Raw genomic sequence first — 14,810 nt, forward strand, 5'->3', positions numbered from 1 at the left:
CCATTTCATAGTACATCTTAATATAAATATGGCCCAAGCGAAAATATAAAACGTTACAAAATTATAACAATCTATTGAATAATGCCATAAAACAAGGCTTAGTCGTTTTAAAACTTTCTTAAATATGCTAAGTTTAAATTGTGGAGATTTCTCACAGATTTTTCACAGATTCTTCACAACTTAAGATTTTTTATATGATTAAATAGAAGTGGCAGATGTAACATGATACAATAGTTTTGTAATACATTGTCATATTTTATCCTTTTCAATGTAGAAAGGTTGAGAGGTAGGTCGAATGCTATGAGTGAAGTGCGCTCAGCAGAAAAAGCGACGACCAATATCGTTGATCAATCCCAATCTAGCGTAAAATCACTATGGGCAGACTTTTTGGCGCTAATTAAAATTGGCATTATTAACTCCAATTTAATTACAACTTTTGCAGGTTTTTGGTTGGCATTACATTTCACGAACCAAAATCCGCTTGAGCATTGGGGAACATTCCTCTTAGTCATGCTCGGAACAGCCTTAGTTATCGCTGGTGGTTGTGTCATTAATAATTATTATGACCGCGATATTGATATTGATATGGGACGTACTAAATCACGTCCTACGATTACTGGTACAATTCCTCTACCTGTTATCTTAGGGTTAGGTATTGCTTTTTCTGTTATTGGTTTATTAACTTTATATGCAACAACATTACAGGCAGCCTTGTTCGGTTTTATGGGCTGGTTTGTCTATGTTGTCTTGTATACAATGTGGTCCAAGCGAAAGTATACTATTAATACCGTTGTCGGAAGTTTTTCAGGTGCAGCACCGCCATTAATTGGTTGGGCTGCTGTTGATAGCACTTTACATCCGGCGGCATTTGTATTATTTTTAATTATGTTTATATGGCAAACACCACATTTTCTAGCGCTAGCTATACGTAAAAAGGATGACTATGCGAATGCTGGAGTGCCAATGCTTCCATCTGTTTATGGTAATGAAATCACTAAAAGACAAATGGTAATCTATACAGCCTGTTTATTACCATTACCTTTATATTTTTTCCAATTAGGTATGGTCTTTATTGTGTTTGCTACATTATTAAACATAGGATGGTTCATCTTAGGGTTATATGGTTTTCTGATGAAAGATGATCAGAAATGGGCAAAATGGATGTTCATATATTCCCTTAATTATTTAACATTGTTTTTCGTGGGATTAGTTGTTGCAACAATTCCATCATTCTTGTGATTCAATTAAGAAATTTTTATTTTCTTAATTAATGAATAAATATGCTTTGGGCATAAAACAACAATGAATTAAGAGAAAGAGAGGTATCAAACAAAATGAAAGGCTGGATGAGTCGGTTTAAAGCTGTATTCGCTTTAACAGTCATGGCCCTAATCCTTTCAGGTTGTGGCGAGTCATTTTTAAGTGCGTTACAACCGAGTGGTGAAGGAGCCTCGATGCTTCTAGACCTAATGATCTTAAGTATCGTGATTATGTTATTTGTCTTTGTTATCGTCATGATTATTTATGTCTTTGTTATCTTCAAGTTCCGTCAAAAGAAAGGACAAGAAGATATTGTGCCGAAACAGGTTGAAGGTAGTCACGCCCTTGAGACATTATGGACAGTGATTCCAATTATTTTACTCCTCATTTTGGCAGTTCCAACTATTCAGTATACGTTTGCATTAGCAGACACTAGTCCAGAAACGACTGAAGAAGGGGAAGAACTTGATCAAATTTGGGTAGATGTAACCGGGAGCCAATATTGGTGGCATTTTGAATATCGAGATTTAGAAGTCACAACAAGCCAAGAGTTATACATTCCAACAGATCGTCGAGTGAACTTATCAATGATTTCTGATGACGTTATTCACTCATTCTGGGTGCCAACGATCCAAGGTAAGATGGACGTAAACCCTACAGGAAATAAAAATGAGATGTATATCCAAGCAGAAGAAGAAGGGGTATATTGGGGTAAATGTGCTGAGTTATGCGGCCCGTCCCACTCACTCATGGACTTCAAGATTGTAGCTGTAAGCCCAGGAGAGTTTGAACAATGGGTAGAAGATATGCAATCTGTTTCTGGTGAAGAAGAACCAGAATCTAAAACAGCACAAGCAGGACAACAAGTATTTGCAGATAATTGTATGTCTTGTCACGCAATAGGTTCTTCTCCAAATAAAAGAGGACCAAACCTCACAAATTTTGCTGATCGTAAAAAGTTAGCTGGAGTCTTTGACATGAACGAAGAAAATCTTCGTGAATGGATTGCTACTAAAGGTGAAGAAATGAAACCTGGTAACTCCATGATGGATGCTCCATATGACTTAAGCGATGAGGAAATTAATCAAGTGATGGAATACTTAATGACACTAAGCCCTAGTGACGTAACACCTGAAAGTGCTAATAATGGTGTTTATGAAGATTCTGATTTAAGTGGATTATTCCCAGAAGAATCTGAAGGCGAAGGCTCTGGTGAAGGTGAAGGAAATAGCGATTCTGAAGGAAATAGCGATTCTGAAGGAAATAATAATTCTGAATCAGGTTCAGATTCAGAGTCAGGAAACAACGAATCGTCTGGAAATAATTCTGAGGGTGATTCTGAAGGTAGTTCTAGCGAGAACTCTAATGATAATTCAGATAGTAACTCAGATGAGTAATGTATAGAGACTTATGAATAGAGGGAGGTTACAAGCGTGAGCACGACAGCTAATCAAAAAGCTGGTATTGGTTCAGTTTTATGGGATTACCTTACTACGGTTGACCATAAAAAAATCGCTATTCTCTACCTAATCGGCGGAATGTTTTTCTTCCTAGTAGGTGGACTACAGGCGATGCTGATCCGTATACAGCTAATTGTACCTGAAAATGAATTCCTTTCAGCTCAATTTTATAACGAAGTGTTAACGATGCACGGAACAACGATGATTTTCTTAGCAGCCATGCCGCTCTTATTTGCGCTCATGAATGCTGTATTGCCACTACAAATCGGTGCGCGGGACGTTGCATTTCCATTTGTAAACGCACTAGGATTTTGGTTATTCTTCTTCGGAGGGATATTTTTAAACATATCTTGGTTTACTGGTGGCGCACCTGATGCTGGTTGGACAGCATACGCACCACTATCAGTCTTTTCAGAAGGCCATGGTGTAGATTATTACGCTATTGGCTTACAGATATCAGGTTTTGGTACATTAATGGCAGGTATCAACTTCCTTGTTACCGTGATTAATATGCGTGCACCAGGCATGACATATATGCGTATGCCGTTATTTACGTGGACATCATTTATTGCAAGTGTTTTAATTCTATTTGCATTCCCAGCTTTAACAGTTGGTTTATTCCTTTTAACATTTGATCGGTTATTTGGAGCAAATTTCTTCAACCCAGATATGGGTGGTAATGCTATTATTTGGGAGCACTTATTCTGGATCTTCGGACACCCAGAAGTTTACATCTTAATTCTCCCTGCATTCGGTGTGTTTAGTGAAGTTATACCAGCATTTGCGAAAAAACGTTTATTCGGTTATTCGTCTATGGTATTTGCGACGATCTTAATCGCATTCCTTGGTTTCATGGTATGGGCACACCACATGTTTACAGTAGGACTTGGCCCAATTGCTAACTCAATCTTTGCGGTTGCGACCATGGCGATTGCGGTTCCAACAGGTATTAAGATCTTTAACTGGCTATTTACTTTATGGGGCGGCCAAATTAGGATGACATCCCCGATGGTTTGGGCTCTTGGTTTTATACCGACCTTTACAATTGGTGGTATGACAGGTGTTATGTTGGCCTCAGCTGCGGCTGACTTCCAATACCATGACTCATATTTCGTCGTCGCACACTTCCACTACGTGATCGTTGGTGGTGTTGTACTTGGTATTTTTGCAGGTCTAATTTATTGGTGGCCGAAGATGTTTGGTACACTCTTAAACGAAAAGTTAAACCATTGGTTCTTCTGGTTATTTTTCATTGGTTTCCATTTAACATTCTTCGTCCAGCACTTCCTAGGCTTAATGGGTATGCCACGTCGTTATTGGGTGTTCTTAGAAGATCAAGGCTTAGATTTATTTAACTTAATAAGTACCATTGGTGCCTTCTTTATGGCAGCCGGTACACTCGTATTTTTATTCAATATCGTGAAGACACAAATGAAGGGTGAAAAAGTTTCTGGGGATCCTTGGGATGCACGTACGCTCGAATGGTCTATTCCATCACCTCCACCTTTCTATAACTTTAAACAAGAACCACTTGTACGTGGTTTAGATCCTTTATGGATAGAAAAAATGCAAGGGAACGGCAAAATTCAGCCTGCTGAACCTTTAGGTGATATTCACATGCCTAACCGTTCATTGACACCGTTTATGATCTCACTCGGCTTATTTGTAGCTGGTTTCGGTGTTATGTATCAAGGTGGAATGTGGGTATTAGCTGGTATTGGCTTTGCAATAACATTTGGTTCAATGTTATATCGTTCCTTGAAAGATGACATTGGTTATCATGTTCATAAAGAAGAATTAGAAGAAGAGGGGGATGGTTCGAATGGCTGAAGACGTTCTTAAATCAGGTAATCTGCCTGAGAACCCTGAAAGAGCCACCCTTGAAGGCCGTAACAAATTTATGGGCTTTTGGTTCTTCCTAGGCGGAGAAACTGTTTTATTCGCAAGTTTGTTTGGTACCTTTTTAGCTTTACGTAATTCCAATGCTGATGGTCCAGCAGCAGAAGATATCTTTGGATTAGGTCTTGTTTTTATCATGACAATGCTTCTTTTAACAAGTTCACTAACAAGTGTTTATGCTATGTATCATATGAAAAACAATGACTTTAAGAAAATGCAATTATGGTTAGGAATTACAGTTGTCCTTGGACTCGGTTTCTTGGGCATGGAGATTTATGAATTTTATCATTATGTCCATGGTTATGAATTTGGCTATACGACATCAGCCTTTTCTAGTGCATTCTATACACTAGTAGGCTTCCACGGTGCACACGTTGCATTTGGTTTATCGTGGTTTGTAGCGCTCATGATTCGTAATGCAAAACGTGGACTGAACTTATACAACGCTCCGAAGTTCTATATTGGTAGTCTTTATTGGCACTTCATTGACGTCGTATGGGTATTCATTTTCACAGTTGTATACTTGCTAGGAAAGGTGGGCTAATCGATGGCAGATCACACCAATTCCGTAGAAAACTCAGAGAAGCATGAATTTTATAAGAAAAAGCATCGCGAGCAAATGAAACATCAAGTTGTCACGTTTGTGATGATGATTGCCTTCACGCTAATTGCTTTTGGCTTAGTTATTGCAGAAGTGAGTGCGATGTTTACTATTCCAATTATTTTAGTCTTAGCCGCTGTGCAAGTTCTTTTCCAATTATATTACTTTATGCATATGAATGAGGAAGGCCATCAGTGGCCAGCAGTAATGATCTATTCTGGTATATTTGCTGCTGTTTTAACCATTCTAGCGCTTACGACTATTACATGGTGGTAAAGATTCTAAAAGAGCTCAGATCAATTCTGAGCTCTTTTTTTTGTTCAATTATTGCTCAATATCAGTCAATATTTTGAGGATGGTTGTCATAAAATTATAAAAAGATTGCAAATAGGCTTGATTATTTTCTCGATATTAAGTATATTTAACTACATACAGAATTTCGAAAATTCACAAAAATAGCACTAATTTTCGACAAAGGGGGAGGTAACATGTCGGATACGATATTAGAATTAAATAATTTACATACACACTTTTTTACAGATAGTGGTGAAATACCTGCTGTTGATGGCGTCAGTTTTCATGTGAATAAGGGTGAAGTTGTGGGTGTAGTTGGTGAGTCAGGTTGTGGTAAAAGCGTGACATCACTTTCTGTTATGCAATTAGTTCCAAGCCCGCCTGGACGAATTGTTAGCGGTGAGATTAATTTTAAAGGTGAAAATCTTGCTTTTGCCTCTGAAAAAAGAATGAGGCAAATACGTGGAAATGAGATTGCCATGATTTTTCAGGAACCGATGACTTCATTAGACCCTTTGTATTCGATAGGAAATCAGTTAGTTGAAGCAATTCGAATGCACAATAAAATGTCTAAAAAAGAAGCCCGTTTAAAAGCTATCGAAATGTTAGATTTAGTTGGTATTCCACGTGCTTCAGAAGTAGTTGATGAATTTCCGCATCAACTTTCTGGCGGAATGCGTCAGCGCGTTATGATTGCGATGGCAATGGCTTGTGATCCAGAACTTTTGATAGCTGATGAACCGACTACTGCCTTAGATGTTACGATCCAAGCTCAAATTCTTGATCTAATGCGAGATTTAAATAAACAAAAAAATACTGGCATATTATTGATTACACATGACTTAGGGGTTGTGGCTGAAATGTGTGATCGAGTGGTTGTCATGTATGCAGGTCAGGTGGTAGAAGAAGGAACAGTTCGTGAAATATTGAAAGATCCGAAACATCCATATACAAAAGGTTTAATACGTTCTCTTCCTAATCTTCATGAGAAGGAACAAAAACTGTATTCCATTCCTGGTACTGTTCCAAAGGTAACCATGGATTCTGTAGGTTGTCGATTTGCTCCGCGCTGTGAATATGCTTTTGGTCGTTGTTTTAATGAGAACCCAGCACTATATGAAACAGAAGATCAACGATACGCTCGTTGTTTCTTGTATGACAACTTTGAAGAACAGGAGGTGGCAACACATGCCGGAACCGATTCTAGAAGTTAATCATTTAAAAAAGTATTTTGATATTTGTGGTGGTGTTTTTGGCAAAAAGGTTGGAGCTGTCAAGGCTGTTGATGACGTCTCATTTACAGTTAATGAAGGTGAAATTCTTGGGATTGTTGGTGAGTCTGGTTGTGGTAAATCAACAACAGGAAAAGCATTGTTAAGGTTAATTGAACCAACAGAAGGCGAAGTGAAATTCAACGATCAAGATATCACGCAAATTAATAGTGAGGAAATGCGAAAGCTTAGACGTGATATGCAGATTATTTTTCAAGATCCATATGCTTCACTTAACCCACGTCACACAGTGGAAAAAATAGTCGCTGAGCCATTACTAGTTCATGGTATGACAGACGCGAAAGAGCGCAAAGAACGAGTCAAAGAGTTACTTGAGATTGTTGGGCTACGTGCTTATCATGCATCACGATATCCTCATCAGTTTAGTGGAGGCCAACGTCAACGGATTGGGATTGCACGCGCTTTAGCTAACAACCCTAAGTTAATTATATGTGATGAGCCTGTTTCGGCTCTTGATGTTTCCGTTCAGTCACAGATATTGAATTTGATGTCGGATTTACGAGATCAATTTAATTTAACTTATTTGTTTATAGCTCATGATTTAAGTGTTGTGAAACATATTAGTGATCGAGTAGGCGTTATGTACTTGGGGCGCATGGTTGAGTTGGCAGATAAGGATGAATTATACGAGAATCCGAAACACCCATACACACAAGCATTATTGTCAGCTGTACCAGTAGCGGATCCTGACGAGACAGGTGAACGCATTATTTTACAAGGTGATGTACCTAGTCCTTCAAACCCACCGTCTGGATGTCCATTCCACACAAGATGTCCTCAGGCGATGGATATATGTCAAGAGGTTACACCGACGTTTCAAGATCATAGTGATCAACATTATGTAGCATGTCATTTATATGAATAAATGTGCTACAAATGTTATCTATAAAAAATCTATTTAGGGGGTAAAGGTATGAAACTCAAGTTTTCCTTTTTGGTAGCCATGCTACTAACCTTATTTTTAGTGTTAGCAGCTTGTGGTGGCGATGATGGTGAAGATTCATCATCTGATTCTGGCTCGTCTGATGATGGGCAATCAGAAGAACAATCTGGTAATGATGGCGAAGAAAGTAGTGAAAGTGAAAGTGGCGATGAGGCTTCTGGAGATGGAGAAGATATTCTTGTCTATGCACGCGGCGGTGATTCAGAAAGTCTAGACTTTGCTAGTACAACGGATGGTGAGTCATCTCGTGTCACTAAACAAATTTATGAGAGTTTGTTAGATTTTGAAAAAGAATCTTTCGAAATTAAGCCAGGTTTAGCACATGACTGGGAAGTAAGTGATGATGGCTTAACGTATACATTCCATCTTGAAGAGGGCGTTACTTTCCATGATGGTACTGAATTTAATGCAGAAGCGGTTAAAACGAACTTTGATCGCTGGTCAGGTGCTGATGATACGTACGCATTTGAAGACGAAGGGTACGCATATTCAATGTACGGCACTATGTTTGGTGGTTTTGACGGTGATGAAGGTCACGTGATTGATTCCATTAATGTCGTTGATGATCATCAGATTGAATTCCAACTTAAACGCCCATTAGGTTTCTTCTTACAGAACATGGCGATGAGTTACTTTGCGATTACTTCTCCTGCAGCTCTAGAAGAACATGGAGCAGCAATTAACGAAAACCCTGTAGGAACTGGACCATTTAAATTTGTAAGTTGGGAAAGAGATAATCAAATTGAGTTAGAAGCATTTGAAGATTATCGCAAGGATGGTCAACCTAAATTAGACGGTGTTGTGTTTGAAGTTATTCCAGATAACTCGTCTCGTTTAATTGCACTAAATTCTGGTGAAGTTCACATTATGGACGGTTTAAACCCAGATGATGCGGCAGGTGTAGAAGAAGATGATGCTACAACACTTTACACTCGTGCTGCAAATAATTTTGGTTACTTAGGCTTCCAGACTGAAAAAGAACCGATCAACGATGCAACGGTACGTCAAGCAATTAACCATGCGATTAACCGCGAAGAAATTGCTGAAGCAATGTACGCTGGTTATGCTCAGCCGGCTGTAAACCCAGTTCCACCTAATTATTTGGGTTATAATGATGAATTAGAATTATACGAATATGATTTAGAACGTGCGCAAGAATTATTAGCTGAAGCAGGTTATGAAGATGGCTTTGAAATTGATTTATGGACAATGCCCGTAGCCCGTCCGTATATGCCAGATGCTGAAACGGTGGCAACAATTATTCAATCAGATCTATCTGAAATCGGTGTTTCTGTTAATATTGTGCGTGAAGAATGGGCGCCGTACTTAGAGAAAACAGCCGCAGGTGAACAAGAAATGTTCATGCTTGGCTGGTCAGGTACAAATGGTGATCCTGATTATTTCTTAAGTAGTTTGTTACATGGTGATAATGCTGGTTCAAGTAACCGTTCTTTCTATCAAAATGATGAAGTAGACGAATTACTTGATCAGGCGAAAGTTGCAACAGATCAAGAGGAACGTGCTGAATTATACAAACAGGCACAAGAAATTATTTATGAAGATTCACCAATGATTCCGCTTGTTCACTCTGAACCAGTTCTAGCTTCATTAAGTAGTGTTCAAAATTATGTACCACACCCATCAACAAGTGAATCACTTGCAGAAGTAGAATTAGAATAATAAGACGAGGGAGGGTAGTGGAGCATACCTCTACTACCTTTCTTCAATTTTACAACTATAACTGGCTACATAGACGATGATGAAAGAACTGAGGTGGAAAACATGTTTGCCTATACGATCCGTCGCTTGTTAATGCTAATACCAGTATTATTAGGGATGACATTAATCGTTTTTTCAATCGTTCACTTGATCCCTGGTAATCCAGCCCAAGTTATCTTAGGTGAAACGGCGACACAAGAAGCGATTCAGGAATTAGAACAATCTATGGGATTGAACGAATCGTTTTTCACACAATATGGTTTTTATTTGGCTGATTTATTACAAGGTGACTTAGGCTCATCTTTAAGAACAAAGAGTGATATTAGTCATGAAATTTTACCTCGTATAGCCGCGACTTTTGAGTTAACTTTCTTTGCTATGTTATTTGCTATTATCATTGGTATTAATGCCGGCATTATAAGTGCTTGGAAGCAAAATTCATGGTTGGATTTTGCTGCTATGATTTTTGCTTTGGTTGGTGTATCAATGCCAATATTTTGGTTAGCATTGATGGAACAATGGGTTTTTGCACAGGAATTAGGATGGTTACCTTCATCAGGTAGGCAACCTAGTACCGGTCAAATCGAGCCTATTACGCATTTCTATGTGATAGACGCAATTTTACATTGGGATTTTGATCGCCTAATTCAAGTGCTTTCACATTTAGTTTTACCTGCTGTTGCACTAGGTACTATTCCAATGGCGATTATTGCTCGTATGACGCGTTCGAGTATGTTGGAAGTGATGAAATCGGATTACATTCGAACTGTACGAGCTAAGGGTTCAGGACAATTTTTAGTCATTTATAAGCATGCTTTACGAAATGCAACTATTCCTGTACTAACTGTAATTGGTTTACAAACAGGGGTTTTACTAGGTGGAGCTATTCTTACAGAAACAATTTTTGCTTGGCCTGGTTTAGGTCGTTATGTTTATGAGGCAATAAATCATCGCGATTATCCAGTGATTCAATCTGGTATTTTAGTTATCGCCTTTTTATTCGTTATGATCAACCTCATTGTTGATTTACTCTATGCATTTATTGATCCAAGGATTAAATATTAAGGGGGTTAAATATTATGAAGACACGTGAAGAACAGCGCGAACAAATAGAAGACGAGTCGCAGGTATATAACCCCAACCCTTATCAAGAAGAAGAGGATGTCGAAGCGATATCACCATGGAAGGATGCTTTAAAACAATTAAGAAAAAGTCCTCTAGCTATTACCGGTTTTTTACTCGTTCTCTTTTTCATTATTTTAGGATTTGTTGCGCCATTTGTATCACCATATGAATTTGATGGGGATGACCCTATCAATCGATTGCAACCCCCTTCGGCTGATCACTGGCTAGGAACAGATGATATAGGTCGTGATATTTTTACAAGATTAGCCTATGGGGCAAGAATTTCACTGATTACTGGTTTTACAGCTGTTACTGGGGCCTTAGTGTTTGGTACTTTATTAGGGATTATATCAGGTTACTTTGGGCGCTGGGTGGATATGCTAATTTCAAGAATCTTTGATATTTTACTTGCTTTTCCTAGTATATTGCTAGCAATTGCGGTTGTGGCTATTTTAGGAGCATCTTTAACAAATGCCTTAATTGCTATTGCTATTATAAATATTCCAATCTTTGGTCGACTCGTTCGTTCTAAAGTAATCAGTTTAAGGGAAGAAGAGTTTATTTTGGCCGCTAAGGCACAGGGGATGAAAAGAGGTCGAATACTACTTCATCATATTTTGCCGAACAGTTTAGCACCGATTATTGTTCAGGCGACACTTGGCTTCGGGACAGCTATATTAGAAGCAGCTGCATTAGGGTTTTTAGGATTAGGCGCACAACCGCCTACACCTGAGTGGGGGAAAATGTTATCTGATTCAAGAGATTTTATTCAATTAGCGCCGTGGACTTTGATTTTCCCTGGTGTTTCAATCATGCTTGTGGTGCTTGGATTTAATTTAATCGGTGACGGTTTACGTGATGCACTCGATCCGAAGATGAAAAATTGATTATTAATTGAGAGCCTAAAAGAGATGACACTCTTTTAGGCTTTAAATATGTGTTGGCAAATTCAACAATTTTATTAACGTTAATGGAATTAGTCGAGTGTGAAGATGTTATCATGTATACTGAAGGTAAATGATGTGATAACTAGACTTCAGAGGTGAAGATTATGTGGGATAAAATACAAATTTTTGGGTTTCAAGCCCTATGGAATCCAGAGATAATCATAATCACGCTTACGTTAGTGATTCTGTATTATTTATTTACCGGACCATTAAAACATAAAGCGGGATTATCAGAAGCACCGACTAAAAAACAGAAAGTATCAATGTATTCAGCATTAGCTATTTTCTATCTTGTAAAAGGATCTCCGGTTTATTTGATGTCACATATTATGTTGATGGCTCACATGGGACAGATGGCTATCTTATACTTGCTAACGCCGATTTTAATCATTAAAGGTATTCCAAAAGAGTGGTGGAGCAAGGTATTTAATGCTTCTGGGCTTAGACATGTTTTATCGCTGTTTACACGCCCGCTAATGGCTTTAGTGATGTTTAATTTATTATTTTCGATCTATCATATACCGTTAATTCTAGATTTTACTAAGTCACATATCACTGTACATTGGGCTGTAACCCTCCTCTTATTAATTTTTGCTTTGTTTATGTGGTGGCCAATCTTTGGACCATTAGAAAAGCGAGTGGAAATCAAGCCTTTATTTAAACTGTTGTATATTTTTGGTGCTGGCATGTTATTAACACCTGCATGTGCATTAATTATTTTCGCAGATACACCGTTGTATGCGACATATTCTCAGCCAGATGCCTTTATGCAAGCATTAGCACTTTGTGTACCACCAAGTGTATTAAGTGGTATGAATCTAGGTGGACCACAAGTGTTCTTAAATATGGAACTTGTTAGCGACCAACAAGCAGCTGGTATTATCATGAAAGTTTCACAAGAATTATTATATGGCGGAATTTTAGCTCGTCTTTTCTATAACTGGTTCCAAAGTGAAAATCAAAGAGGAATTGACCCGCTCCCGCAAGATTTAGAACAACAAGCAACTGTAGAGAGAGGATGACAATGAATGCCGTTTTTACCAACCATTAGTACCGTTTTTATTGTATTGAGTGCCATTTTAGTCGCGATTGGTTGGGTGTTAATTGCGAATGGTAAAGCAACTGCTCATAAACGAACGATGATTGCTGCAGCGATTTCCGCCTTAACATTCTTTATACTATATGTTTCAAGGACCATTTTCCTCGGGAATCAGACATTTGGCGGTCCAGATGATATGCAAATTTATTACACGAGTTTCCTAGTATTTCATATTATCTTAGCGACAACAGGTGCTGTTTTTGGGATTGTGACGCTTTATTTAGCTTTTAAACGCCGTATTAGCAAGCATAGAAAAATAGGTCCAGTAACTGCTGTTATCTGGTTTTTCACTGCAATTACAGGCGTTATGGTTTATTTATTACTATATGTTTTATATGATAGCGGCCATAGTTCAAGCTTATTTCGAGCAATTTTTGGTGGCTAATAAACAAGCTCCCTTTTAGGTAATGACTTACCTTAAAAGGGAGCTTTATTTAGATCTTCACACGCCATTTTATAATTCCTGCCTCACGAGCCGAATTGAAAATGATGACCACAATTGGGCCGATAAAGAATCCGAGGATGCCTATTAATTGTAGCCCGATATACATAGCGATGAGCGTTGGTAATGGTTTCAAGCCAATATGATGCCCCATCACTTTAGGTTCAATAGTGCGTCGAATCGCGAGCAGTACAATCGCTAAGACTCCGAGTTGAATTCCCATTAGTGTGTCACCAGCTAGGAACATATAAATGGACCAAGGGCCTAAGATTATAATAGACCCTATAATCGGTATCAGGTCTACAGCCCAAATAATAATTGACATCAAAAGCGCAATTTCAGGCGTTATAAAGATTAATGCTACGAGTGTAACGGAAAAGATAATTAAACTGACTAAAAATTGAGCTTTAAAGAAGCCAAGTAGTACATAGGCCAGTCGGTTATTCATGAATTTAAACTTTTCTTGAGTTTCGTCTGTCATCAAATTATACATTTTCGTTCGGAGAGTAGGTAAATCCAACATGAATAAGAAAAGTGCAATAAGATAGACGATAAAACTGATTAAGAAGTCGGGTATATTAAGAATGAATTGTGCTACCTGATCTATTTCAACATAATCCATGATTTGTTGCTCTAAAGATTGTAAATGCTGAATCGAAGTTTGTTCAACTTCTTGAACGAATTGGTTAGGCCAATCCTCTGTAAATGTATTGATATTATCTTGCATATCGATCAACATATCTTCGACTTCTTCGATATATTCAGGGGCGTTTTCAGTTAGTTTCACAACTTGCCCAATTGTCTTCGTTACCGTGTATGTACCAATTGTCGCAATGACAGTTAAGAAGATAAAGAAGACAATGGTAACCGCCATCGTTCGTTTTAAATTTAGTCGGTTCATGAACCAGCTCACGCCAGGATTTAATAAAAGAGCTGTAAAAAGAGCTAATATAAGTGGAATTGAAATAGGTAAAATAAAGTAACCGACGATGATCGCTATGATAGCCAAGAAGATCAACGTCCACTGTTTTTTAGATAAATATTTAAACAATGGGGAAAGAGTCTCCTTTCATACATTTATAGAATGATTATAACATAGTAAAGTAGAATTTATGCTTATTTGACTTAAAATTCTGATTATTAAAGCCGTTTGAATAAAAAATGGAGACTTATGAGGGAAAGGTGACCAAATAGATTACTTGGTCACCTTTTAATTACTATTGTTGTGATTGTTCTTCTTTGAACTGTTGTAAATCTTCTTCGACTTTGCTTAAAACTCGTTCACTACGGTCAATGACGTTATTAGGAAAATCTTCATCACCGTATTCTACACCATGTGGATAATAATGCTTTCCAAGGAGTGGCGGTAGTAGCTGAATTAAAGCAGTTCCTTTGTCAACATCACCCTCAACTGCAATTCCACGCAATCTTAGATAATAAGTAATATTTTTTTCAGGTGATTCAATTTTCAAATCATATGTGGCACGTTCATAATCCCATTGACCAGCAAGAACGAAGCCGTTTTGTTCTAAAACATGGGTTAACGGTTGCTGTTTAACAACAGTCTCATCAATTGAGAACTTTGTAATTTCCATTATGGTCACCTCTTCTAAATTCTTCTTATCAAATTCATCATATTATGAAATCAACAATTTATCAATTATTAATCCCCAAATTCCATTGAGTTGTAACAATTTTATCAAATCGGGTGGTTCTTTATGAACTCAAT

General features: G+C 37.9%; 14 protein-coding genes. 12 read left to right on the forward strand and 2 right to left on the reverse strand.

All coding sequences use genetic code 11. The features are described from left to right. The first annotated feature begins 300 nt into the window (after nt 1-300). The 12 genes from cyoE (at nt 301) to ACKXGF_RS06375 (ending at nt 13,024) form a co-directional block, all read left to right on the forward strand. Nucleotides 301-1,239: a heme o synthase gene (gene cyoE, locus ACKXGF_RS06320; protein WP_411955352.1), complete on the forward strand. Its 939-nt coding sequence runs from the start codon at nt 301-303 to the stop codon at nt 1,237-1,239. A 95-nt stretch (nt 1,240-1,334) separates the two neighbouring features. Further along, nucleotides 1,335-2,657 carry a cytochrome c oxidase subunit II gene (coxB, locus tag ACKXGF_RS06325; RefSeq protein ID WP_411955353.1) on the forward strand — a complete coding sequence of 441 codons (1,323 nt, stop codon included), beginning with the start codon at nt 1,335-1,337 and terminating at the stop codon, nt 2,655-2,657. 36 nt (nt 2,658-2,693) lie between these two features. Continuing rightward, nucleotides 2,694-4,550: a cytochrome c oxidase subunit I gene (ctaD, locus tag ACKXGF_RS06330; RefSeq protein ID WP_411955354.1), complete on the forward strand. Its 1,857-nt coding sequence runs from the start codon at nt 2,694-2,696 to the stop codon at nt 4,548-4,550. After that, the gene (locus ACKXGF_RS06335) at nt 4,543-5,163 is read left to right on the forward strand and encodes a cytochrome (ubi)quinol oxidase subunit III (protein ID WP_411955355.1); all 621 of its coding nucleotides are present in this window, start codon (nt 4,543-4,545) and stop codon (nt 5,161-5,163) included. Before ctaD ends, ACKXGF_RS06335 begins: the two co-directional genes overlap by 8 nt. 3 nt (nt 5,164-5,166) lie before the next feature. Next, entirely contained in the window at nt 5,167-5,496 is a 330-nt protein-coding gene (gene ctaF / locus ACKXGF_RS06340) for a cytochrome c oxidase subunit IVB (protein ID WP_167259810.1), read from the forward strand. A gap of 212 nt (nt 5,497-5,708) precedes the next feature. Continuing rightward, entirely contained in the window at nt 5,709-6,728 is a 1,020-nt protein-coding gene (locus ACKXGF_RS06345; protein ID WP_411955356.1) for an ABC transporter ATP-binding protein, read from the forward strand. Continuing rightward, nucleotides 6,703-7,671 (forward strand): ABC transporter ATP-binding protein, encoded by a 969-nt coding sequence (locus ACKXGF_RS06350; RefSeq protein ID WP_411955357.1) that lies wholly within the window; start codon nt 6,703-6,705, stop codon nt 7,669-7,671. Before ACKXGF_RS06345 ends, ACKXGF_RS06350 begins: the two co-directional genes overlap by 26 nt. 48 nt (nt 7,672-7,719) lie before the next feature. Next, nucleotides 7,720-9,429: an ABC transporter substrate-binding protein gene (locus ACKXGF_RS06355; RefSeq protein ID WP_411955358.1), complete on the forward strand. Its 1,710-nt coding sequence runs from the start codon at nt 7,720-7,722 to the stop codon at nt 9,427-9,429. 102 nt (nt 9,430-9,531) lie between these two features. Then, nucleotides 9,532-10,533 (forward strand): ABC transporter permease, encoded by a 1,002-nt coding sequence (locus ACKXGF_RS06360; protein WP_411955359.1) that lies wholly within the window; start codon nt 9,532-9,534, stop codon nt 10,531-10,533. 14 nt (nt 10,534-10,547) lie between these two features. Further along, nucleotides 10,548-11,480: an ABC transporter permease gene (locus ACKXGF_RS06365; RefSeq protein ID WP_411955360.1), complete on the forward strand. Its 933-nt coding sequence runs from the start codon at nt 10,548-10,550 to the stop codon at nt 11,478-11,480. Between the two features lie 164 nt (nt 11,481-11,644). Next, a complete protein-coding gene (ctaG, locus tag ACKXGF_RS06370; protein WP_411955361.1) occupies nt 11,645-12,562 on the forward strand; it encodes a cytochrome c oxidase assembly factor CtaG in 918 nt (305 codons plus the stop codon). Between the two features lie 6 nt (nt 12,563-12,568). Then, nucleotides 12,569-13,024, forward strand: coding sequence for a DUF420 domain-containing protein (locus tag ACKXGF_RS06375; protein ID WP_411955362.1), 456 nt, complete (start codon nt 12,569-12,571; stop codon nt 13,022-13,024). Nucleotides 13,025-13,073: 49 nt separating this feature from the next. Here the strand turns inward: ACKXGF_RS06375 and ytvI are convergent, their stop codons facing one another. Beyond that, nucleotides 13,074-14,132, reverse strand: a complete 1,059-nt coding sequence (gene ytvI, locus ACKXGF_RS06380; protein WP_411955363.1) for a sporulation integral membrane protein YtvI — start codon at nt 14,130-14,132, stop codon at nt 13,074-13,076. 166 nt (nt 14,133-14,298) lie between these two features. Beyond that, nucleotides 14,299-14,676: a YugN family protein gene (locus ACKXGF_RS06385; protein WP_411955364.1), complete on the reverse strand. Its 378-nt coding sequence runs from the start codon at nt 14,674-14,676 to the stop codon at nt 14,299-14,301. Nucleotides 14,677-14,810: the final 134 nt, after the last annotated feature.

Source organism: Alkalibacillus sp. S2W (assembly GCF_046764385.1).
In the GTDB taxonomy this organism is placed as follows: Bacteria; Bacillota; Bacilli; order Bacillales; family Alkalibacillaceae; genus Alkalibacillus; species Alkalibacillus almallahensis.